This is a genomic window from Rhizobiaceae bacterium, from assembly GCA_023953845.1.
Taxonomy (GTDB): Bacteria; Pseudomonadota; Alphaproteobacteria; order Rhizobiales; family Rhizobiaceae; genus Arvimicrobium.
On sequence record JAMLJC010000001.1, the window covers coordinates 3,886,857 to 3,909,911 of the forward strand.

Genomic DNA, 23,055 nt, shown 5'->3' on the forward strand with positions numbered 1-23,055 from the left:
GGGAAGGCCGTTGCCGGTCAGCTGCGGACCATGGTGACGAAACGAACCTGCTCCTCCGGACTGTCGCGGAAGACGCCGGTGAAGCTGGAGGTCAGCGTGGACGAGCCCTGTTTGCGGATGCCGCGCATGGCCATGCACATATGCTCGGCCTCGATCATGACCGCCACGCCGCGTGGGTTGAGCACGTCTTGGATGACTGAGGAGATCTGCGCGGTCATGGCTTCCTGCGTCTGCAGGCGATGCGCGAAAATATCCACGACGCGGGCGATCTTGGACAGCCCCACCACCTTGCGGTCCGGCAGGTAGCCTACATGAGCGCGCCCGATGATCGGCACCATGTGGTGCTCGCAATGTGAATGGAATTTGATGTCTCTGACGATGACCATGTCGTCGTAGCCGGCGACCTCCTCGAAGGTCCGGCCGAGTTCCTCCGCGGGGGATTGGTCATAGCCGCTGAACATCTCGCGATAGGCCTTGGCAACGCGCCTTGGCGTATCGACAAGACCCTCCCTGTCCGGATCGTCGCCCGTCCAGCGGATCAGCGTGCGGACTGCCGCTTCCACCTCAGCCTGGCTTGGGCGGTTCGACTTGTGCTCGTCGAGGCTTGAAACGACCGCAAGCGGCTTCTTGGCAATGGCATCCATCCAGGTGTCTCCCGTAGTTCCCCTCTCAGGAGGAACGAGTTGAACGGACCGACTTTTCCCAGACTGTCGAAAAACATCGGGAAGCGGCATTGCGCCCCCGACCCGGCTTGCCTTGCCGTTGGGGGCGCGCGACCATTATATATGGCGCTATCGCACGATTGAAAGACACGTCCGTGGAAGGACGATTCGCAGGTTGGCGATTGGGCGGCAAAATATGATCGACGACGTCTACAACACGAAAATCCTTGGCTTTGCCGGCAATATCGGCCGTATCGGCCGCCTGGAAAATCCGGATGCGACGGCGACTGCCCATTCCAGATTGTGCGGCTCGACCGTCACCATCGATCTCAAGATGGACGAAGACGTCGTCACGGACTTTGCCCATGTCGTGAAGGCGTGCGCGCTGGGTCAGGCCTCCTCCTCCATCATGGCACGGCATGTCGTGGGCGCTACGGCATCGGAACTCCGCGCCGTTCGCGACGAGATGCTGAAAATGCTCAAGGAGAACGGCGCCCCGCCCGCAGGTGAGCGTTTCGCCGATCTCAAATATCTCGAGCCCGTGCGCGACTACAAGGCGCGCCACGCCTCCACCATGCTCACCTTCGATGCCGTCGTCGAGGCGATCGGCCAGATCGAGCGGCGGCGTGCGGGAGAGGCGGCCTGACGATCAGGCCGCCGCTTCGTCTGGTTCCGCGAGGAGGTTCCTGACCATCGGGATGACCTTCGTTCCATAAAGCTCGATGGAACGCATCATCTTCTCGTGCGATGTGGTCCCGCCGGAATATTTCATGTCGAAGCGGTCCGTGCCCAACGCCTTGACCGTCGCGGCGATCTTGCGGGCGACGGTTTCGGGCGAGCCGGCATACGTCGAGCCGTGCTCGATCTCGTGGATGAAGCTCTCCTTCGTCGTCGCCGGCCAGCCCCGCTCCCGGCCGATCCGGTCGTGCATGGCCTTGTAGCCGGGCCAGAGCTGTTCACGCGCCTCGACGTCCGTGTCGGCCACATAGCCGGGCGAGTGGACCCCGAGCGGCATGACAGGCACGTCAAGCTGCTTCTGCGCCCGCTTGTAGAGGTCGACATAGGGCAGGAAGCGCCGCGGATCGCCGCCGATGATCGCAAGCGTCATCGGGATCTGGTAGCGCACGGAACGGACGACCGATTCCGGACTGCCGCCGACGCCGATCCAGGCGCTGAGTTTGCCACTCTCGATCGGTGGATAAATGGTCTGCTCCTTGAGCGGCGGGCGCAGCTTGCCCTGCCAGTTGACCGGGCCGTTCTGAAGCAGCGCGGCGAAAAGATCGAGCTTCTCCTCGAACAGCGTCTCGTAGTCGTTGAGGTTGTAGCCGAACAACGGGAACGACTCGGTGAAAGAGCCTCGCCCGAGGATCACTTCGGCGCGGCCGTTCGACAGCGCGTTGACTGTGGAAAAGCGCTCGAAAACGCGGATCGGGTCGTCCGAGCTGAGAACGGTCACCGCCGAGCCGAGCTTGATGCGCTTCGTGCGTGTGGCGATGCCGGCGAGCACGATTTCCGGCGCTGAAACGGCGAAGTCGTCCCGGTGATGCTCTCCGACACCGATGAAATCTATGCCGACCTCATCGGCAAGGATCGCTTCGTCCAGCACGTTGCGAATGACCTGCGCATGGTGCAGCCGTTCGCCGTCCGGGCCGACGGTGACGTCGCCGAAGGTATCGATGCCGAATTCGATTGCTCTTGTCATAATCAGTTCCGATCCGCGGGTGGTCCGGCCGTTGCCGGTCGCGAGGCGTGCCGCTTTGCGGCGCGATTGGATGACGGCAAGATAGGAAAGGCTGGGCTCGCGTTCAAATTGAACGAATTCTACGCGCCGTTCAGTTCACGTTGACAGTCATCGAAGCACTTCGAAAAACGCGAGACAGCGCCTATCTGTGAGCGGTACGGACAGGGCAAGCGCTTGCACGATCACACATCGCATCACGATACCGTTCGACGCAGCCGGAATTACTCCGGCCCGTGGCGCAAAACGCCCGGTCGCCTGATCGGCACCGCATTCGTTCGATTATACCAGCTTACCCTGTCGGGCTTCGCCGGCAACACCTGCCGGCATCTGCCGACTTGCTCGGAATATGCCTACGAGGCGATAGCGCGCCATGGATTGTGGGCCGGCGGCTGGATGGGGCTGTTCCGCTTCGCGCGCTGCGGTCCGTTCGGCACCAGCGGCATAGACCGCGTGCCGGAACAACTGGCTCCGCGTTACCGGTGGTTTCTGCCGTGGCGATATTGGCAGATCGGCCGAGAACGCCGAGATTGAAAGCGACTGGCCCTTTACGCCTGCGTTTTCCCTGATAAAAGACCGCTCGCCGCCGGAAATACCCGGCAATCACCACCCGCGCTCGTTTGCGGGACTGGATAGGAAAGAAGCCATGTTGAACATCTCCCTCACATTCCCCGATGGTTCCGTCCGCGAATACGATGCGGCGACGACCGGCGCTGCGCTCGCCGAATCCATCTCCAAATCGCTCGCGAAGAAGGCCGTCGCCTATGCGCTGGACGGTACCGTGCGCGATCTTGCTGATCCGATCGGCCGGTCGGGCAAGGTCGAGATCGTCACGCGCGAGGACCCGCGCGCTCTGGAACTGATCCGCCACGATACCGCTCACGTGCTCGCCGAAGCCGTGCAGGAGCTCTGGCCCGGTACGCAGGTCACCATCGGCCCCGTCATCGACAACGGGTTCTATTACGACTTCGCCCGCAACGAGCCGTTCACGCCGGAGGACTTCCCCATCATCGAGAAGAAGATGCGGGAGATCATCGGCCGCAACAAGCCGTTCACGAAGGAGGTATGGGACCGCGAGCGCGCGCGAAAAGTCTTCCGCGACAAGGGCGAGAGCTACAAGGTTGAGCTGATCGACGCCATTCCGGACGACCAGGACCTCAGGATCTACTATCAGGGCGACTGGTTCGACCTTTGCCGTGGCCCGCATATGGCTTCCACCGGCCAGATCGGCAACGCCTTCAAGCTGATGAAGGTCGCCGGAGCCTACTGGCGCGGCGATAGCAACAACCCGATGCTGACCCGCATATACGGTACGGCATGGGCGGATCAGGCGCAGCTCGACGCCTATCTTCATATGCTTGAAGAGGCCGAGAAGCGCGACCATCGCCGGCTCGGCCGCGAGATGGACCTGTTCCATTTCCAGGAGGAGGGGCCGGGAGTCGTCTTCTGGCACGCCAAGGGCTGGAAGATGTTCCAGAACCTGATCGCCTATATGCGCCGCCGCCTCGGCGACGATTATCAGGAGGTCAATGCCCCGCAGGTGCTAGACAAGAGCCTGTGGGAGACGTCTGGCCACTGGGGCTGGTATCAGGAGAACATGTTCGCCGTGAAGTCGGCCCACGCCTTCACCCATCCGGACGATCCGGAAGCGGATCAGCGCATCTTCGCACTGAAGCCAATGAACTGTCCCGGCCATGTGCAGATCTTCAAGCACGGTCTGAAGTCTTACCGCGATCTGCCTATCCGGCTTGCGGAATTCGGCAATGTCCATCGGTACGAGGCATCCGGCGCGCTGCACGGCCTGATGCGCGTGCGCGCTTTCACGCAGGACGACGCGCACATCTTCTGCACCGAAGATCAGCTCGAGGCGGAGATCCTCAAGATCAACGACCTCATGATGTCGGTCTACAAGGATTTCGGCTTTGACGAGGTCGTGGTGAAGCTGGCGACGCGCCCTGAAAAGCGTGTCGGCACCGACGCCATGTGGGATCATGCCGAGGACATTCTGAAGCGCGCTCTCGCCCGCATGGCGCGGGAGGACAACCGCATCAAGACCGGCATCAGCGAAGGCGAGGGCACCTTCTACGGCCCCAAATTCGAGTACACGCTGAAGGACGCCATCGGTCGCGAATGGCAATGCGGCACGACGCAGGTGGACTTCAATCTGCCGGAGCGTTTCGGCGCCTTCTATATCGGCTCGGATTCGGAGAAGAAGCAGCCGGTCATGGTGCACCGCGCCATCTGCGGCTCGCTGGAACGTTTCCTAGGCATTCTGATCGAGAGCCATGCCGGGCAGATGCCGCTGTGGTTCGCGCCGCTGCAGGTCGTGGTGGCGACGATCACCTCGGAAGCCGATGGCTATGCCGGGCAGGTTGTCGCGAAGTTGAAGAAGGCCGGCTTGTCGGCGGAACTCGACCTGCGCAATGAGAAGATCAACTACAAGGTCCGCGAGCACAGCCTTGCCAAGGTCCCTGTGATCCTTGTCTGCGGCAGGCGAGAGGCCGAGGAAGGGTCGGTCAACGTTCGCCGTCTCGGTTCTCGCGACCAGCACGCCATGTCTCTGGATGCCGCGATAGCCGCGCTAGTCGAGGAAGCCACGCCGCCGGACCTTCGAGATCGGCAGTAATCGACCAAAGTTAAGGGCGGCTCGTGCCGCCCTTTTCATCTCAAACCGGAATTTGTCGCTCAATCGGTGATTTCGTCATCGGGCACGGCGTCCTCTTCGGTCGCCAGAACCTCGACATCTTGGTTCTCGCCCGCGACGACGGTCAGATCGCGCTGATAGATACGGTCGCGGTTCTTGGCGATGACCGTATATTCGCCCTCCGCCAGCACCATGGATGCGTAGGCGCCGACCGTCTCGCGGATCGGATCGCCCGAGCCGGTTAGGATGGACCACGACGTATCGGCGATCGCTTCACCGCCTTTTTCGCGCACGAGTTTCATGGTCAGTTCCGCCGCCCGATGCTCCACGGTCGCCTCGGTCAGCTTGCCGGCTTCGACACGGATGTCCGACCGGATCACGGCGTTGACCGAACCATAGGTGGAAACGACGTGATAGACGCCGGAGTTCAGCCGGACCACCGTGCGCGGCTTGACGTCCGGAATGATAAGCGCCCGCTCGCCCTTTTCGTCGGGCGTGCCTTCGTAGATCGAGAACTTCAGTTCTTCGGGCGGAACGCGCAGGCCGCCGTCAACCACTGCGTCGAGTTCGAGGCCACCGGCGTCGAGGACCAGCGTCTCGCGCCGTGATTCCCGGCCTACGGTGATCTTTTTCGTTGCCCCGGCGCGTCCGAACGCCGCGTGGACGAGATATTTGCCGGGTTGAAGATCAAAAACGCTGGTTCCGCCTTGCGCGGAGGCCACCAGCGGCAATTTGCCGTCGGGACCGGGTTCCGGCTTGAAGACACGCCATACCAGGCCGCGGGTGATTTCCTTGCCGTCCCCGACGAGTTGCGCCGCGAGCGTGGTCCTGTTGGTGACGACCGCCGTGGAAAGCGGACGGTCGCGATTGCCTTCGTCCGGCGCGGCAAAATTGTTGAGCGGAGGCAGGTCGAGCGGAAACGAAGGCGCCGAATCGACGAATCCCTGTGCATGCGCGCTTACGCCCGCGGCAACGAAGATGCCGAAGGCGACGAGCCGCACAAGATCGCGTGTAGGTCCCCGGAACATTCCTTGCGTTGAAACCCAAGCCGGTGGCAATTTCAAGACCTGTTCCCCTGGGCGCGGCATCGCGCTCCTGCAAGGCCATGCCTTTCCGCGTGGCTTCAGCCAGAAACGTGGAGACCTGGAATGGCATCGCCCATCATCGATTTCATGCTGTCCCGTATCTCACCGCCGATTCAGGAACTGAAGGCGCCGGGTCCGAATGACGCGGAGATCGAGACGATGATTCGCGTTGCGTCGCATGTGCCGGATCACGGGCGGCTGGAGCCGTGGCGTTTCATCGTCTATCGCGGTTCGGCACGGGAAAAGGCGGGCGAATTGCTCGCCGGACTGGCGGAAAAGCAGGAAGGGCCGCTTTCGGATGTCCGCCGCAATCAGGAGCTGACGCGGTTTTCGCGAGCGCCGCTCGTGATCGGCGTGGTTTCCAGCCCGAAGGAGCATCCCAAGATTCCCGAATGGGAGATGTTCCTGTCCGGCGGCGCCGCTGCCATGAGTCTCGTGCTGGCCGCTAATGCCTTGGGCTACGGCACGAACTGGATCACCAACTGGTATTCCCAGAATGAAGAGGGACGTCGCCTGCTTGGCCTTGCGCCGCATGAGCGCGTGATCGGCTTCGTCCATATCGGCACGTTCCATGGCAGCGTCCCCGAACGGCCGAGACCCGATATCCCCGCGGTCATGACTGAATACCAGGGGCCTTGGGAGGGCTGATGTTCTACGAGCCGGACAAGGGGCACGGTTTGCCGCGCGATCCTTTCAAGGCGCTTGTCGCACCCCGGCCGATAGGCTGGATATCGACGCGGAACAGGGCGGGGGAGATGAACCTCGCGCCATATTCCTTCTTCAACGCGCTGCACACCGACCCTTATCTGGTGTTCTTCTCCTCTGAAGGTTTCAAGGACAGTCCCGCTTTCGCACGCGAGACCGGAGAGTTCGTGGCCAATCTCGTCGGCCGCGAGCTTGCCGAACGGATGAACGCGACGTCGGTCGATGCACCGCGAGGCGTCAGCGAGTTCGGCTACGCCGGCCTGACGCCGGCGCCCTGCCGCATCGTCGCCGCGCCCCGGGTGGCCGAAGCCCCGGCTGCGCTGGAATGCCGGGTAACCGAGATTCTCGAGCCGCGCGCGCTGGACGGCTCCCGCACCCGCGCGGTTGTCGTGGTCGGACAGGTGGTGGGCATTCACATCGCCGACGAGATGCTTGTCGACGGGCTGTTCGATGTGCGAAAGGTCGGTAACGTTGCCCGCCTTGGCTATCTCGATTTCAGCAGCACGGAGGAAATCTTCTCCATGCGGCGCCCGAAGTGGAAAGACGACAGCAAGGTCTGATCGCTGGTCATCCGGCTTTTGTCTGCGTGGCGCGTGCAAGCAACCGTTCGGCGAGCCGGAGATGCGGCCGGTCGTACATCTTGCCGTCGATAGCGACAACGCCGGGATTGCCTGCTGCACGGAATGCGTCGACGATCGCCTGCGACCGGGCAACCGCTTCGGCCGTCGGCGTGAAAACCTCGTTGATGACGGCGACCTGCGCCGGATGAATCGCCATCTTGGACGTGAAGCCGTCGCGTTCCGCCGCGACGCACTCGGCGCGAAATCCATCTTCGTCGCGGAAATTCGGGAACACCGTGTCGATTGCCGGCACTTCGCTGGCGGAGGCAGCGAGAAGGGTGAGCGCGCGCGCCAGCCGGAAGACGTCGGTGTACTGCCCGTTCCCGTCGCGTGCCGCGCGCGCGCCGATCGAGGCTGAAAGATCCTCAGCTCCCCACGTGATCCCTGAGAAGCGCGCGTGCGGGCGATAGGACGATGCGGCCAGCACGGACGCGGCGGTCTCGGTGATCAGCGGGATGATGCGCGTGGCGCCATCTTTCAGGCCGTTGTCAGCCTCATGCACGCGCAGTTTCGTCGACAGATGCTCGACATCGGCGAAACCTGTGCATTTGGGCAGCATGATCCCGTCCGGATGCGCCGCCATGATGCCGTCGAGATCGCGGTCGGTCTCGCCCGTCGTCAGATCGTTGACGCGGATGAAGATGCGGGCGCGCGTCTTGGCGCGTTCGGCCAGGATGAATTCCCGCGCCAGCGCACGCGCTGCCGCCTTGTTGTCGGCAGAGACCGAATCTTCAAGATCGACGAGCAAGACATCGGCGTCAGAACCGAAACCCTTGGCGAGCTTCTTTTCGGAATCGCCGGGTACGAACAGCAATGAGCGCATCGTCAGGCCACCGGCTTCTTCTGGATCATCGTCTGGCGCAGGCAGCGCGCCACGAGCACGCCGTGCTGGTTGAAGGCGCGATGCTCCATTTCGACTATTCCCCTGTCGTCCCTGGATTTCGATTCGCGGACGGATTTGATCTCCGTCTCGACAGATATCGTATCGCCGTGAAAAACCGGGTTCGGGAACACGGTTTCGCTCATGCCGAGATTGGCGACGATGGTGCCGACCGTGGTGTCGTTGACCGAAATGCCGATCATCAGGCTGAGCGTGAACAGCGAATTGACCAGCGGTTTGCCCCACTCGGTCTTCGACGCATAGTCGAAGTCGATGTGAAGCGGCTGGGTATTCAGCGTCATGGTGGAAAAGAACATGTTGTCCGCTTCGGTCACGGACCGTCGCAGCGGGTGCCTGATGACCTGACCGACGACGAACTCCTCCAGATAAAGTCCCGGCATCGCATTCCTCCTGATGCCGCGTGATAGGCGTCGGGCTGCGGTCAGGCAAGCGACACGTTAAGAGATATGGTGAACGGTTCGTAAACCTATTCCCCGCTAGTCTCGACGCAGGCTGGGAAAAGGCTTGCATGGTCATCGAACATCTCCTCAAGTGGATCAGAACGGCGCGCGTCGCGGAGCGCGCGGCTGCGGCGAGCGCGCTGGCGCGTATATTCAACGAGCGGGACCTTTCATTCGAGCAGCGCTGCGCGGCGGAAGCGGCGCTGACATTGCTGATGGACGATCCGTCGGCCAAGGTCCGCATGGCGATCGCCGAGGCGCTGTCCATGAGCCGCCACGCACCGCTGCAGATCGTCAGCGCGCTGGCTTCCGATCAGCCCGACGTCGCCGCGATGATCATTGCCCGGTCGCCGCTGCTCACCGATTCGGATCTGGTCGAGCGCGTCGCGGATGGCAGCGTGGCGACGCAGAAGCTCATCGCCGGCCGCCCTCGCGTCTCGCTTCAGGTCGCCGCCGCTTTGGCGGAACTCGCCGAAGTGGAGGCATGCGTCGTCCTTGCCCGCAATTCCGGCGCCGAGATCGCGACGATCAGCTTCAGGCGTATGATCGAACGGCATGGAGACAATGCCGGGCTTCGCGGTGCTCTGCTCGAACATCCGGCGCTGCCGTCCGATTGCCGGCATATGCTCGTCATACGCGTCGGCGAAGTTCTCAAGCAATCCACTCTGCTGCAGCGCGCGATCGGTGCGACACGCGCCGAGCGGGTGACACGCGACGCCTGCGTCCGCGCATCGCTTACGCTGATCGACGGGACGCCCACGGAGGAGCACGCTGCCCTGGTCGAGCATCTGCGCCTGTCGGGCGAACTCACCGCCAGCTTCGTGATCCGCACGGTCGCCCATGGCAAGATCGATTTCTTCGGCGCCAGCCTGATCGCGCTTACGGGGCAGGCGGAGCATCGCGTTCGCGCGCTGCTCGCCAATGGTCAGGATCTGGCGGTATCGGCCTTGATGCGCGCCGCCGGCCTCGCCGACTCCATCCACCGCGTCATCCTCGCCGCGCTGAAGGTCTGGCGTGAAGTGGCGAGCGGCAAACGCATTGCCGGCGCCCAGGAAGTGTCCTGGTTGATGCTCAGGGAGATCGGCGGCCAGTCGGCCGAAGGCGACATGGCCGCGCTGCTGCGCTCGATCCATATCGACGCGTTGCGCGACAATGCGCGGGGACATGCGTTGGCGATAGCGGCGGCGTGACCGGCTCGCCGGAAAAAATGCCTAAATATCGAGCGCTTCGGCTTCGGCGAACTCCGCCCGCTCCTGGATGAAGCGGAAGCGCGCCTCCGGCTTCGTGCCCATCAGCGCATCCACCGCATTCTTCGTGGCGTCCTCTGCGTCCAGAACCTCGACACGCAGCAAGGTGCGCTTTTTCGGGTCCATGGTCGTTTCCTTGAGCTGGCTCGCCATCATCTCACCGAGGCCCTTGAAGCGACCGATCTCGACCTTGCCGCGCCCGGTGAACTCCGTCTTGAGCAACTCGTCCTTATGGGCGTCGTCACGGGCGTACATGATCTTGCCACCCTGGCTGATGCGATAAAGGGGCGGCACGGCCATGTAGAGATGCCCGCCGCGCACGAGCTGCGGCATCTCCTGATAGAAGAAGGTGATGAGCAGCGACGCGATATGCGCGCCGTCGACGTCGGCGTCGGTCATGATGATCACGCGGTCGTACCGCAGATCGTCGTCGCGATATTTCGAACGCGTGCCGCAGCCCAGCGCCTGTATCAGGTCCGAAATCTGCTGGTTGGCGGCGAGCTTGTCGCTGCCCGCGCTGGCGACGTTGAGGATCTTGCCACGCAGCGGCAGCACGGCCTGCATGGCGCGGTTCCGCGCCTGCTTGGCGGAGCCGCCGGCCGAGTCGCCTTCGACGATGAAGATTTCGGCGCCTGCAGCGGCGTTCTGGGTGCAGTCGGCGAGTTTGCCGGGCAGCCGCAGCTTGCGCACGGCAGACTTGCGGCTGATCTCCTTCTCCTGTCGCCGGCGAACGCGCTCGTCGGCGCGCGCGATGACCCATTCCAGAAGCTTCGACGCCTCCTGCGGATTGTCCGCCAGCCAGTGGTCGAAGGGATCGCGGAGCGCCGTCTCGACGATGCGCTGCGCCTCGATGGTCGCCAGCCGGTCCTTGGTCTGGCCGACGAACTCCGGCTCGCGGATAAACACCGAAAGCATGCCCGCCGCCGAGATCATCACGTCTTCGCTGGTGACGATCGATGCGCGTTTGTTGCCCGTCAGATCGGCATAGGCCTTTAGGCCGCGCATCAGCACGTTGCGGAAGCCGGTTTCGTGCGTGCCCCCTTCGCCGGTCGGGATGGTGTTGCAGTAGGAGTTGACGAAACCGTCGCCGCCATACCAGGTCACGGCCCACTCCACCGATCCGTGGCCGCCCTGACGCTCGCTCTTGCCGGCGAACACCTCCCGCGTCACCTGGAACTCGTCGCCCAGCGAGGCGATGAGATAGTCCTTCAAGCCGCCGGGAAAATGGAACTCGGCCTTCGCCGGGGTCGAATCCTTCTCCTTTATCAACGACGGATCGCAGGACCAGCGGATGTTCACGCCGCCGAAGAGGTAGGCCTTGGAACGCGCCATGCGGTAGAGCCGGGCCGGCTCGAAGACGTGGCCCTTGAATATCTGCGGGTCGGGATGGAAGCGGGTGCGCGTGCCGCGCCGGTTATGGACCTCGCCCAGGTGTTCGAGCTTGCCTTGGGGAACGCCACGCGAAAAGCGCTGGCGGTAGAGCTGGCGGCCGCGCGCCACCTCGACTTCCAGCATGTCCGACAGCGCGTTGACCACCGAAACGCCGACCCCATGCAGGCCGCCGGACGTCTCATAGACCTTGGAATCGAATTTGCCGCCGGAATGCAGCGTCGTCATGATGACTTCGAGTGCCGACTTGTTCTTGAACTTCGGATGCGGATCGACGGGAATGCCGCGGCCGTTGTCCGTCACCGTCAGGAAGCCGTCTGCTCCGAGTTCGACATCGATGAACGTCGCGTGCCCGGCGACCGCTTCGTCCATCGAATTGTCGATGACCTCGGCGAAGAGATGATGCAGCGCCTTTTCGTCGGTGCCGCCGATATACATGCCCGGACGCCGCCGGACCGGCTCGAGGCCTTCGAGAACCTCGATGTCCGCGGCGCTATAGCTGTCGCTGGCGTCCTTCACCGCTCCCCGCCGGGCGGCTTGCGCCAGCGGTTCGGCAGTCTTCACCGGCGCGCGCGCCATTCCCGGCCGCCGTTCCAAGCTGCCGAAGAGGTCGTTGCCGTCATCCATACGCGATCTCGTTGCCCTTACGAATCAAATCCATAGTGCCATTTTTCAGCGTCGGGATCGATCATGTTCGATCTATGTTCCGTTCAAAGATTCGCGCCGGATGGAACGGTTCGATAACCAAGCGCTCCAAAATACCCCCGGATACACCCTGTCTGATTCCTGAAGTTTTAAGAATGGCGCGTAGCCTGCCTGCATAAAAAGACGTGGGCGTGCAGGGATTGGGCTTTGAAACGTAAGATCATCACCATGATCGGCATTGCCGCTGTGATGGGAGCTGTCTCCATATTCGCAGCGGACGCCTGGATCAAGAGAGCGGCCAGCGAAAGAGCGCGCGCCATGGCGGACAACGCGCCGAAGCCGGCGCCTGCCGAGCCCGCCGTCGAGTTCAAGACGATCGTCGTCGCCAGGGAGCCATTGCGCTTCGGCATGCCGCTGGATCGCGTGCAACTCGCCGAGATCCCATGGCCGCAGGAAGCGATGCCGCAGGGCGCCTTTGCGTCGATCGACGGGCTGTTTGCCGAAGGATCGCGCGTCGTGCTCACGCCGATCGAACCGAATGAGCCGGTATTGCTCGCCAAGCTTTCCGGTCCGAACGGCCGCGCCACGCTGTCGAACCTGCTGACGCCGGGCATGCGCGCCGTGACCATCAAGACCGACGAGATCGCCGGCGTCGGCGGTTTCGTGACGCCGGGCGACCGGGTCGACGTCGTGCTGACCCGCGACGCCGGCGAGATCGAGGAAGTCCAGAAGAACGCGCAGGGCGCTTCAGGGTCGACAATCACCACGGAGGTGGTCGTCGAGAACGCCAAGGTTCTTTCCGTCGGCCAGGCCGCCGACGAACGCCAGACGGCCCCTCAGGTCGCAAGCTCGGTCACGATCGAGGTGACGACCGCGGGGGCGCAGAAGATCGCGCTCGCCCGCAATGTCGGCAGCCTGTCGCTCACGCTGCGCGCCAGCGCCGAGGACGACGGAAGCGGCACGGGCCTGACCACGATCTCGGCCTTCAGCGGATCGGCCGCGAGCCGTGCGATGGAGAAGGTCAGCAAGCTGATCACCTCCGCGACGGAAGAGCCTGAGGGACCGAAGCACAAGACGGTGATCGTCACCCGTGCGCTGGACTCGAAGCCTTATCAGGTGGTCGTGCCGCCCAAGGGAGCGAAGGGCGCCCAGGCAAGGTCCGGGACCGCTGGCGGCGCAGGGGTCGGAGAGCCTGTGGTTCTCACCGTTACGGGCGAACAGAACGCACCGACGAACTGAACAACGGCTGGGGAGCCGTGATTAGGGGACGGGGAATGAACAGCTGGACTCGGAATACGGCTGGGATCGCGATGATCCGGAAAGGCGCCGTGGCTTTCGCGGCGGCGATCCTGGCGGGAACGTTCGTGCTGGTGCAGCAGACGGAGGTTCGCGCCGCCGATGGGGTCATCCGGATTTCCTCCACAAAGCCGGCGTCGGTGAAGATCGCCAAGGGCAAGCCGCGCACCATCAAGACCGACGTGCCGTTCTACGAGATCGTGATCGGCGATCCGGAAGTCGCGAACATCAATCCGCTGACCGACCAGTCATTCTATGTGCTCGGCAACAATCTCGGCACCACCGCCATCGCGCTGTTCGACCAGAACAAGCAACTTGTCGGAACCGTCGATATCGAGGTGACGCTCGACACCGACCGCCTGGCGAGCACGATCCGCGACACGGTCCCGGATGCCGACATCAAGGTGAAGTCGGCTAACGGTCGTCTGGTTCTGTCTGGCGAGGCCAAGGACGCGGTCGCGGCTGAAAAGGCGCAGCAGATCGCGTCCGAGTTCTCCGGCTCGGAAAACGTCATCAATTCCGTCAACATCTCCTCGTCGCAACAGGTCCAGCTCAACGTCCGCTTTGTGGAGATCAACCGCCAGGTCGGCCGCGAACTCGGAACGACGCTGAATGCGTCCTACTTCGGCAGCAACGGCGGCATCAGCTTCAATTCCGCGCCCAAGAGCACGTCCTCCACGCCCGCGGGCCAGATCATAGGCGGCCTGATAACTGGCGGCTGGACGATCGACATGGCGATCAAGGCGCTGGAGGACCGCGGCGTGGCGCGTTTGCTCGCCGAGCCCAATCTCATCGCCCGCTCCGGCGAGAAGGCCAGCTTCCTTGCCGGCGGCGAATTTCCGATCCCGATCTCGGAAGACGACAACAAGATCACCGTCACCTACAAGAAGTACGGCGTCAGCCTGGATTTCAAGCCGACCGTGCTGAAGGACGGGCTTATCAGCCTCGACATCGAGCCGGAAGTGTCGTCGGTCGACACATCCGCCTCCTATCAGGTCGGCAACATCGCCATTCCCGGTTTCATCGTGCGGCGCGCCAGCACGTCGATCGACCTCAAGAGCGGCCAGAGCTTCATGATCGCCGGCCTGCTGCAGAGCGAGAACAGTCTCGGCAACCAGCGCGTGCCGGGAGTGGGCCAGATGCCGGTCATTGGCGCGCTGTTCTCGTCGAAGGCCTATCAGCGTCGGGAGACCGATCTGGTGATGATCGTGACGCCGCATCTGGTGAAGCCGATAGACCCGACGAAGAAGGTAATGACACCGGTCGACCAGATGGCACCCGGAAACGACGCGGATTTCTTCCTCGGCAATGTCGAGGAGGTGAAGGTGTCCGACGCGAACCGCGCGCTGTCGTCTTCGCGCCGCAGTGCGGCGCCTAAGTCCGGCCACTTCCTCGATCTCTCGGAGTAGCACGATGAAGCGCCTTTCCCTGCTCGCGATCGCGCTGGCGGCCAGCGGCTGCACCAGCGACCAGACCATGCGGATGGACGGCGTCACCCCCGGCGCGGGCGAGGCGATCGCCGCCAACATGGTGATGCAGATGGTCGATCCGTGGCCTACGGGCGTCGACGACACCGAGCTTCTCGTTCCGGCGCAGCGGGCCGCTCAGGCCGCCGAAGCGCAAGCGTCCGGCAAGGTGACGGGCGAGGACAGCGGCCGCGCGACGTCGTCTTCCGTCGTCTCAGACTGAGGTTCGACATGGCAGCCCAGACCACCCCGAAGACGATCCTGCTGGTATCGACCGACAAGGCTTTCGTGCAGGATGCGCGCGCGGCCTTCGCGACATCGGAAAAGATCACCGTCGTTGCGGTCGAGAAACCTGTGACCGATCTGCGGGGCGAGATCCACGATGCCGAAGGCGACGCCGTCATCATCGATCTCGATGCCTCCAGGCTCGACCAGATCGAATCCCTGCAGCGTATCGTGCGCCGGCTTGAAGGCCGGACCCCGATCGTCGTCGTCACGCGGGAGTTCAACGCCGCTGCGGTGCGCATACTCGTCCAGCTTCAGATCGCGGACTTCCTGACCAAGCCGTTGACGACAGCCGATCTCGTGCGCTCGTGCTTGCGCGCCTTGCAAGGGCAGGGCAGGGACGAAAGCACGGAATCTGAAATCTACACCTTCATGCCGGCGGCCGGCGGCGTGGGCACGACCACGCTGGCCCTCCAGACGGCATTCCAGCTCCATAATTCCGTCTCACGCGGCGCCTCGACCTGCATTGTCGACCTGAATTTCCAGCAGGGCGCCTGCGCGGAGTATCTGGACCTCGATCCGCGCTTCGACATCACGGAGATCGAGAACCAGCCCGAGCGCCTCGACCGCCAGCTTCTCGATGCCATGCTGTCGAAACATGCGAGCGGCCTTTGCGTGCTGGCGGCGCCGACGAAGCCGTCCGAGATGCGTTCGTTCAACACCGACGTCGTCGTGCGCATGCTCGACCTCGTCTCGGCCTATTTCGACAATGTTGTCATCGACATGCCGCGCACGTGGTTCCCGTGGACCGAAACGGTGCTGCTCGGCTCCAACCGCCTCTACATCGTGTCGGAAATGACGGTTCCGTGCCTGCGCCACACGCAGCGTCTCATCCAGGCGATCTACGAGACGGTCGGCAAGGAAGTGAAGCCCAACGTCATCGTCAATCGTTTCGAGCAGCGCATGTTCGAGAACGGCATCAAGCAGGCCGACGTCCAGGCGATCCTCGGCGAGCATTTCGTCGGCGGTATTTCCAACAATTACAAGCTGGTGCGCGAAGCTGTTGATCGCGGCGTGCCGCTGCAACAGATCGATCCGCGCGCCAACGTCATCGCCGATCTCAGGCGCATCATCCTGCCGGAAGAGGTGGAAGCCGAGGAGCAGAAGTCGAAGTCGTTCCTGTCGTTCGGCCGCAGTCTGCTTGGGAAGAAGAAGGCATGAGCTCGCGCTTCTCCACGCTTCAGGGGCGCAGCGCGGCGCCGGTCAAGCAGGCGGAGCATCCCGCTCCGGCCGCCAGCGCTGTCATCCTGCCGGCGATGCGGCCGGCGGCGCCCCGGCCGGAATCGGTGGGCATCAAGAGCAATCGCGTGCTCGACGCCCGCGACCGCATCCATCGCATGCTGATCGAGGAGATCAACCTCGTCGCGCTGGAGCGATTGCCCCGGCCGGAAATGCGCAAGCAGGTCCACGACTTCGTGTCGGAGAAGATCCGCGAAGAGCGCATGGCAATCAATGTGGCGGAACTCGATGCGCTGGTCGACGACATCGTTGACGAGATGGTCGGACTGGGGCCGCTGGAGCCTCTGCTCAAGGACCCTGACATCGCCGACATCCTCATCAATGGGCATCGCAGTTGCTTTGTCGAAAAGAAGGGCAAGCTGACGCAGGTCCAGATCCCGTTCAAGGATGAGGCGCACCTGCTGCGCATCGTCAACAAGATCGTGGCGGCCGTCGGCAGGCGCGTGGACGAGTCCCAGCCCATGGTCGACGCCCGCATGAGCGATGGCTCGCGCTTCAACGCCGCGATCCGCCCCATTGCCGTGGACGGGCCGCTGATCTCGATCCGCAAATTCTCCAAGCACAAGCTGGGCCTGAACCAGCTGGTGGAGTTCGGCGCGCTCACACAGAACATGGCGGAGGTGCTGGCGGCCGCGGTCCACGCCCGCAAGACAACCATCATCTCGGGAGGCACGGGCACCGGCAAGACGACCATGCTCAACGCCCTCTCGGCCTATATCTCCGAGGACGAACGCCTGATCACCATCGAGGACGCAGCCGAGCTTCAGCTCCAGCAGCCGCATGTGGCGCGCATGGAAACCCGCCCGGCCAACGTTGAGGGACATGGCGAGCTTAAGCAGCGCGATCTCGTCAAGAACGCGCTGCGCATGCGCCCCGACCGCGTCATTCTCGGCGAGTGTCGCGGCGAGGAAGCCTTCGACATGCTTCAGGCCATGAACACCGGTCATGAAGGGTCGATGGCCACGATCCACGCCAATACCCCCCGCGACGCCATCGGTCGCCTGGAGCAGATGCTCGGCATGACCGGCATGCCGATGACGGTCCAGTCGATCCGCAGCCAGATCTCCAGCGCCCTCGACATCATCGTGCAGCTTACCCGCCTGTCCGACGGCAAGCGCAAGGTGACCAGCGTCGCGGAAGTCACCGGCATGGAAGGCGACGTCATCCAGATGCAGGAGATTTTCCGTTTCGTGCGCACCGGCATGGAGCCGGACGGCAAGATACAGGGCTATTTCGAGGCGACCGGCCTGCGTCCGCGCTTCCTCGAGGATCTGCGCGCCATGGGCATCGAGTTCCCGGGCAAGTATTTCGAACCCGGCAAACCGCAGGCCTGAACGAGAATGGGCAGCGAGCTCTTCCTGATCTATGCGGCGGTGGGCCTGACGGCGATCATGATCGCCGAGGCGATCTACCTCATGCTGTCTTCCAGTCAGGACAGGCGCGCCGCGATCAACCGCCGCATGAAGCTCCAGGACAAGCGGCTGACGCAAGAGCAGGTGCTGATCCAGTTGCGCAAGGAGCGCGGCGTCGACGGCGGCAAGTCGCTGTTCACGCCCGCCGGGCTGCGCGCGTTGCGCATCCAGTCCGGCCTGACGACGCCGCTCCCGCAATTCCTGCTGAAGACCTCCGGCGCGGCGCTGGTGGTCACCCTGCTCGCTGTCTGGAAAGGTTTGCCTCTGCTCTTCTCGCCGCCGCTTTTCGTGGCGCTTTCGATGCTCTTCCCGATCTTCGCCATGAAATATCTGCTTGGCCGCCGTCACAAGATGTTCGGCATGCAGTTGCCGGAGGCGATCGAGCTCATCACGCGCGGCCTCAAGGCGGGTCATCCGGTGCCGGTGGCGATCGCCATGGTGGCGCGCGAGATGCCCGACCCGATCGGCACGGAATTCGGCGTCATCGCCGACGAGGTGACCTACGGCTCCGATCTGATCACCGCGCTCCAGAACATGTTCGAGCGCGTCGGCCACGAGGATCTGCCGCTTTTCGTCACGGCGGTCTCGATCCAGAGCACGACCGGCGGCAATCTGCGCGAAATCCTTGACGGTCTCGCCACGGTCATCCGCGAGCGCGGCAAGCTCAGGCGCAAGGTGCGCTCGATCTCCACCGAAGGGCGCATGTCGGCCTATATCCTCACCGCGGTGCCCGCGCTGCTGTTCGCAGGCATCATGGTGCTGATGCCGAAATTCTACAGCGAGGTCTGGGGCGAGCCGATGACCTGGTATCTGCTCGGCGGTTCGATCTCCTGGCTGATGCTGGGTAATCTGATGATGTTCAAGATGGCCAATTTCAAGTTCTAGACCCCGGATGGACGCGCTTTTCGATATACTCTCCCCCGGTCAGTCGCTGCTGCTGCCCGCTGCGCTGCTGATGCTGGCGGTCGGCGGCGTTGCGCTGGCCTGGCCGCTTCTGGCCGGCGGCGATGGTCGCGGCGAGATGAAGCGGCGGCTGAAGGTCGAGGAGAAGGGGCCTGCGCTGAAGCCCGAAGCGCCGGCGGACAAGAAGGCGGCCGCGCTCGTACACGAACGCGCGCTGAAGACCGCGCAGGAGTTCTATGCCAAGAGCGATCCGGAAAACGTCGCCCGGCTCAGGATGAAGCTGATCCAGGCCGGCTATATGCAGCCCAACGCGGTGGGCAATTACTTCCTGGCCCGCTTCGGCATGTTCTTCGGCTTTGCGCTGCTGGCCTTTGTGGTCGAACGCTGGCTGGGCCGCGAGGCCACCGCGTTCAGCCGCTGGACCTTCGTCGTCATGGCCGGCGGCGCGGGTTACTTCATGACCGGCCTTTTTCTCGCGGGCCGCATCCGCACCAAGATGCGCGAATACCGCAACGGTTTTCCGGACTTCATGGATCTGATGATCGTCTGTTCCGACGCGGGCATGAGCATGGAAGCTGGCATCGAACGCGTGTCGAAGGAGCTGGCCCTGACCTATCCTTCGCTCAGCCAGAATCTTCAACTCGTCTCGCTCGAGTTGCGGGCCGGTCGCCGGCTGGATGATGCGCTGCGATCGCTTTCCGACCGGCTCAATCTCGACGAGGTACGGTCTTTCGCGACGCTTCTGCAGCAGTCGAAGGAACTGGGCACGAGCCTCTCCGGATCGTTGCGCGTCTTCTCCGACGAGATGCGGCACAAGCGCATGTCGCTGGCCGAGGAGAAGGCGCATGCGCTCCCCGCCAAGATGTCGGTGCCGGTGACGGTCTGCATCCTGCCCGTCGTGCTGATGATCGCCATCATTCCGATCATCGTGAAGCTGAGCATGATGGACTGACGCGAACGGCGTAATCGAAAATTAAACGAGATTGCTGACCGAAGCTTAAGCCCTGCCTGCTACGCTGCTGAATCATAGAGCACCCGGAAAACGGGTCAGGCGGGACAGGGACATGAACAGGACACTCACTGCCATCATGGCAGCGGCGGCGATCGCCGTGCTGTCGGGCTGTTCGACAAGCGGCGTCGACACGACCCAGACGACCTCTATCGCGGCGAAGGCGAAGGACATCAGCGCGGCCGATCTGGCGAAAGGAAAGGCGCAGTTCCGTGACGCCAATTACGGTCTGGCCGAAAAACACTTTCGCAAGGCCGTGGAGCTTCGCGCTTCGAATGCTGAGGCTTGGATGGGACTGGCGGCATCGTATGACGAACTCGGCCGCTTCGATTTCGCCGACCGCGCCTATGAGCAGTTGCTGAAGATCGCCGGCCGCAAGCCGCAGGTCGTCAACAATATGGGCTACTCGCAATTGCTGCGCGGCAACAAGACCAAAGCGCGCGAATTACTGATGGAAGCGAAGCAGAACATGGCGGACACCACCGTCGTGGACGCCAATCTCGCGCTGCTGGCTAAAACCTGAGACCGACCGCCGGTCGCCCGGCGGCCGTCGATTGACCCTGCCTACTCGGCGGCGCCGAGATATTCGGTCAGCGGCGGACAGGAACAGATCAGGTTGCGGTCGCCCGCGACGTTGTCGATGCGCGATACCGGCGGCCAGTATTTGGCCGCCGTCGCGTCGCCCGCCGGATAGGCCGCTTCCAGTCGCGAATAGGGATGCGCCCATTCGCCCGCGAGCACTTCGGCTGCCGTGTGCGGAGAATTCGCCAGCGGATTGTCGTCCGTCGGCCATTCTCCGCTCGCCACTTTCGCAGCTTCGCGTGCAATCAGGACCATCGCGTCGCAGAAGCGGTCCAGTTCGCGCTTCGGCTCGGATTCCGTCGGCTCGACCATCAGCGTACCGGCCACCGGCCAGGACATGGTCGGCGCGTGGAAACCGTAGTCGATCAAGCGCTTGGCGACATCTTCCACAGTGACGCCTCCGGCATCCTTCAGCACACGCGTATCGAGGATGCACTCATGCGCGACGCGCCCCTGCTTGCCGGTGTAGAGCACGGGATAGTGAGCGCTCAGTCTGGCCGCGATGTAGTTGGCGTTGAGAATCGCGATCTCCGTCGCCTGCTTCAGTCCGGCCGCGCCCATCATGCGGATATACATCCAGGTGATAGGCAGGATCGACGCGCTGCCGAAAGGCGCTGCCGAGACGGCGTGGTCGCTGCCTTCCGCCTCATGGCCCGGCAGGTAGGGCTTGAGATGCGACTTCACACCGATCGGACCGACACCCGGGCCGCCGCCGCCATGCGGGATGCAGAAGGTCTTGTGCAGGTTCATGTGGCAGACATCGCCGCCAAGGTCGCCCAGCCTCGCCAGCCCCACCAGCGCGTTCAGGTTTGCGCCATCGAGGTAGACCTGACCACCGTTGTCGTGGATTATCTGGCAGATCTCCCGCACGCCTTCCTCGAACACGCCATGCGTCGACGGGTAGGTCATCATCAGCGCCGACAGGCTGGCCGCATGCTCGGCCGCCTTTGCCTTGAGGTCGTCGATATCAACGTCGCCGGCATCGGTGCACTTCACAACCACCACCTTCATGCCCGCCATCGCCGCGCTCGCCGGATTGGTGCCGTGCGCGGAGGAAGGGATGAGGCAGATGTCGCGATGATCGCCGCCGCGCGCCAGATGATAACGCCGGATCGCGAGCAGGCCGGCGAACTCGCCCTGGCTGCCGGCATTCGGTTGCAGCGACACCGCATCGAAGCCGGTGATCTCCGCCAGCCATTTTTCGAGATCGGCCAGCACGGATCGATAGCCCTTGGTATGGGCTTTCGGCGCGAAGGGATGCAGGTTTCCGACATTCGACCAGCTTACCGGCATCATCTCGGCAGCGGCGTTGAGCTTCATCGTGCAGGAGCCGAGCGGGATCATGGTGCGGTCGAGCGCCAGATCCTTGTCGGCGAGCCGGCGCAGGAAGCGCATCATGTCCGTTTCCGAGCGGTTCTCATGGAATACCGGCTGGGTCAGGAACTCGTTTCCGCGAGGCGCGCCCGGCATGGCCAGCGCTGCTTCCGCTGGCGCCTCGAGGCCGAACAGTTTGGCGATCGCAGCCAGATCGTCTTCCGTCGACGTTTCATCGAACGACACGCCGATCCGGTCCGCATCAATGATCCGCAACAGCCGACCGCCCTTTTCCGCCGCCTCGGCAATGGCTTTCACCTTGCCTTTGACAACAGCGGTCACCGCGTCGAACCGGCGTTCGCCATCGACGGAAATACCGGCGGCGGTGAGACCCGCCGCAAGACGGGCGGCAAGTGCGTGCACCCGCGCTGCAATGCGCTTCAAAGCCTCCGGTCCATGCCAGATGGCGTATGACGCAGCCATGTTGGCGAGCAGCGCCTGCGCCGTGCATATGTTTGAGGTCGCCTTGTCGCGGCGGATGTGCTGTTCGCGCGTCTGCAGCGCCAGACGGTAGCCGGGACGGCCATGCGCGTCGACGGACTGGCCGACGAGGCGCCCCGGCATCAGCCGCGTGAGCTTGTCGGAAACCGCGCAATAGGCTGCGTGCGGCCCGCCAAAACCCATCGGCACGCCAAAACGCTGCATCGAGCCGCAGGCTATGTCGGCTCCGAGCTTCGCCGGCGCATCGGAAATCGTCAACGCCAGCGGGTCGGCGACGAAGACAACCACGGCGCCGGCTGCCTTGGCTTTGGCGATGAGATCGGCGTGGTCGCCATAGACGCCGAACGTGTCGGGCCACGATACCACCAGCGCCGCCGTCTCCTCGCTGACCTCACCCTTGCCGACTTCGATCCTCAGCGGCTCGGCGCGTGTATGCACCACGTCGAGCGTCTGCGGGTGAAGTTCATTGGCGAGCACGACTTTCGTGCGCTTGTCCCGATGATGCCTGACCGCGATGCCGATGGCCTCCGCCACCGCCGTCGCCTCGTCGAGCAGCGAGGCGGAAGCGACCGGCAGTCCGGTCAACTCCGTGATCAGCGTCTGGAAATGGAACAGCAGTTCCAGCCGCCCCTGGCTGATTTCCGCCTGATAGGGCGTGTAGGCCGTGTACCAGGCGGGATTTTCGAACAGGTTGCGCTGGATGACCGGCGGCACCAGCGTGCCGTGGTAACCCGCGCCGACGAAACTCTTCAGCACGACATTCCTGCTCATCTTCGCGGAAAGCTCGGCGAGCGCGTCATGCTCGCCCAGCGGCGCAGGCAGGTCGAGCATGCGGTCGAGCCGGATCGACTTCGGAACCGTCTGCGAGATCAGGGTTTCGACGGACGGCACGCCGAGCGTGGCGAGCATCGAACGCACGTCGCCCGGTGTCGGGCCGATATGGCGGGCGGAAAAAGGAAGGCTGTCGCTCAT

General features: G+C 63.5%; 21 protein-coding genes. 14 read left to right on the forward strand and 7 right to left on the reverse strand.

Annotated features, from left to right (window positions below; translation table 11 throughout):
• Positions 1–17: 17 nt before the first annotated feature.
• A complete protein-coding gene (gene folE, locus M9955_19175) occupies positions 18–644 on the reverse strand; it encodes a GTP cyclohydrolase I FolE (GenBank protein ID MCO5083765.1) in 627 nt (208 codons plus the stop codon).
• A 214-nt stretch (positions 645–858) separates the two neighbouring features.
• On the opposite strand from folE, the gene M9955_19180 reads away from it, so the two are divergent.
• Positions 859–1,308 carry an iron-sulfur cluster assembly scaffold protein gene (locus M9955_19180; protein ID MCO5083766.1) on the forward strand — a complete coding sequence of 150 codons (450 nt, stop codon included), beginning with the start codon at positions 859–861 and terminating at the stop codon, positions 1,306–1,308.
• Between the two features lie 3 nt (positions 1,309–1,311).
• On the opposite strand, the gene M9955_19185 is transcribed toward M9955_19180, so the two are convergent.
• Positions 1,312–2,364, reverse strand: coding sequence for an LLM class flavin-dependent oxidoreductase (locus M9955_19185; GenBank protein ID MCO5083767.1), 1,053 nt, complete (start codon positions 2,362–2,364; stop codon positions 1,312–1,314).
• 213 nt (positions 2,365–2,577) lie between these two features.
• Between M9955_19185 and yidD the strand changes: the two genes are divergently transcribed.
• Together yidD and thrS are read left to right on the forward strand one after the other, a co-directional pair.
• A complete protein-coding gene (yidD, locus tag M9955_19190; GenBank protein ID MCO5083768.1) occupies positions 2,578–2,934 on the forward strand; it encodes a membrane protein insertion efficiency factor YidD in 357 nt (118 codons plus the stop codon).
• A 112-nt stretch (positions 2,935–3,046) separates the two neighbouring features.
• Positions 3,047–5,026: a threonine--tRNA ligase gene (gene thrS / locus M9955_19195; GenBank protein ID MCO5083769.1), complete on the forward strand. Its 1,980-nt coding sequence runs from the start codon at positions 3,047–3,049 to the stop codon at positions 5,024–5,026.
• 59 nt (positions 5,027–5,085) lie between these two features.
• Here the strand turns inward: thrS and M9955_19200 are convergent, their stop codons facing one another.
• On the reverse strand, positions 5,086–6,072 hold the full coding sequence (locus tag M9955_19200) for a hypothetical protein (protein MCO5083770.1): 987 nt from the start codon (positions 6,070–6,072) through the stop codon (positions 5,086–5,088).
• Between the two features lie 120 nt (positions 6,073–6,192).
• Here M9955_19200 and M9955_19205 point away from each other — a divergent pair, with 120 nt between their 5' ends.
• Both M9955_19205 and M9955_19210 read left to right on the forward strand, forming a co-directional pair.
• Complete coding sequence (locus M9955_19205) at positions 6,193–6,777, forward strand: nitroreductase (GenBank protein MCO5083771.1); 585 nt, start codon at positions 6,193–6,195, stop codon at positions 6,775–6,777.
• Positions 6,777–7,394: a flavin reductase family protein gene (locus M9955_19210; GenBank protein ID MCO5083772.1), complete on the forward strand. Its 618-nt coding sequence runs from the start codon at positions 6,777–6,779 to the stop codon at positions 7,392–7,394. The genes M9955_19205 and M9955_19210 overlap by 1 nt, the downstream gene beginning before the upstream one ends.
• Positions 7,395–7,401: 7 nt before the next feature.
• Here the strand turns inward: M9955_19210 and M9955_19215 are convergent, their stop codons facing one another.
• Positions 7,402–8,277, reverse strand: coding sequence for a CoA ester lyase (locus M9955_19215; GenBank protein MCO5083773.1), 876 nt, complete (start codon positions 8,275–8,277; stop codon positions 7,402–7,404).
• Positions 8,278–8,279: 2 nt separating this feature from the next.
• Complete coding sequence (locus tag M9955_19220; GenBank protein ID MCO5083774.1) at positions 8,280–8,735, reverse strand: MaoC family dehydratase; 456 nt, start codon at positions 8,733–8,735, stop codon at positions 8,280–8,282.
• 128 nt (positions 8,736–8,863) lie between these two features.
• Here M9955_19220 and M9955_19225 point away from each other — a divergent pair, with 128 nt between their 5' ends.
• Positions 8,864–9,985, forward strand: a complete 1,122-nt coding sequence (locus tag M9955_19225) for a DUF2336 domain-containing protein (protein MCO5083775.1) — start codon at positions 8,864–8,866, stop codon at positions 9,983–9,985.
• Positions 9,986–10,006: 21 nt separating this feature from the next.
• Here the strand turns inward: M9955_19225 and parE are convergent, their stop codons facing one another.
• A complete protein-coding gene (parE, locus tag M9955_19230) occupies positions 10,007–12,058 on the reverse strand; it encodes a DNA topoisomerase IV subunit B (protein ID MCO5083776.1) in 2,052 nt (683 codons plus the stop codon).
• A gap of 225 nt (positions 12,059–12,283) precedes the next feature.
• Here parE and cpaB point away from each other — a divergent pair, with 225 nt between their 5' ends.
• From cpaB to M9955_19270, 8 genes are all read left to right on the forward strand, one after another.
• Positions 12,284–13,315, forward strand: a complete 1,032-nt coding sequence (cpaB, locus tag M9955_19235) for a Flp pilus assembly protein CpaB (protein MCO5083777.1) — start codon at positions 12,284–12,286, stop codon at positions 13,313–13,315.
• Positions 13,316–13,350: 35 nt separating this feature from the next.
• Complete coding sequence (locus tag M9955_19240) at positions 13,351–14,781, forward strand: type II and III secretion system protein family protein (GenBank protein MCO5083778.1); 1,431 nt, start codon at positions 13,351–13,353, stop codon at positions 14,779–14,781.
• Between the two features lie 4 nt (positions 14,782–14,785).
• Positions 14,786–15,061: a hypothetical protein gene (locus M9955_19245; protein MCO5083779.1), complete on the forward strand. Its 276-nt coding sequence runs from the start codon at positions 14,786–14,788 to the stop codon at positions 15,059–15,061.
• A gap of 8 nt (positions 15,062–15,069) precedes the next feature.
• Positions 15,070–16,284: a response regulator/pilus assembly protein gene (locus tag M9955_19250; GenBank protein ID MCO5083780.1), complete on the forward strand. Its 1,215-nt coding sequence runs from the start codon at positions 15,070–15,072 to the stop codon at positions 16,282–16,284.
• Positions 16,281–17,696 carry a CpaF family protein gene (locus M9955_19255; GenBank protein ID MCO5083781.1) on the forward strand — a complete coding sequence of 472 codons (1,416 nt, stop codon included), beginning with the start codon at positions 16,281–16,283 and terminating at the stop codon, positions 17,694–17,696. Before M9955_19250 ends, M9955_19255 begins: the two co-directional genes overlap by 4 nt.
• A 6-nt stretch (positions 17,697–17,702) precedes the next feature.
• On the forward strand, positions 17,703–18,659 hold the full coding sequence (locus M9955_19260; GenBank protein MCO5083782.1) for a type II secretion system F family protein: 957 nt from the start codon (positions 17,703–17,705) through the stop codon (positions 18,657–18,659).
• A gap of 7 nt (positions 18,660–18,666) precedes the next feature.
• Positions 18,667–19,629 (forward strand): type II secretion system F family protein, encoded by a 963-nt coding sequence (locus M9955_19265; protein ID MCO5083783.1) that lies wholly within the window; start codon positions 18,667–18,669, stop codon positions 19,627–19,629.
• Positions 19,630–19,741: 112 nt separating this feature from the next.
• Complete coding sequence (locus M9955_19270; protein MCO5083784.1) at positions 19,742–20,209, forward strand: hypothetical protein; 468 nt, start codon at positions 19,742–19,744, stop codon at positions 20,207–20,209.
• 41 nt (positions 20,210–20,250) lie between these two features.
• On the opposite strand, the gene gcvP is transcribed toward M9955_19270, so the two are convergent.
• Positions 20,251–23,055, reverse strand: a complete 2,805-nt coding sequence (gene gcvP, locus M9955_19275) for an aminomethyl-transferring glycine dehydrogenase (GenBank protein MCO5083785.1) — start codon at positions 23,053–23,055, stop codon at positions 20,251–20,253.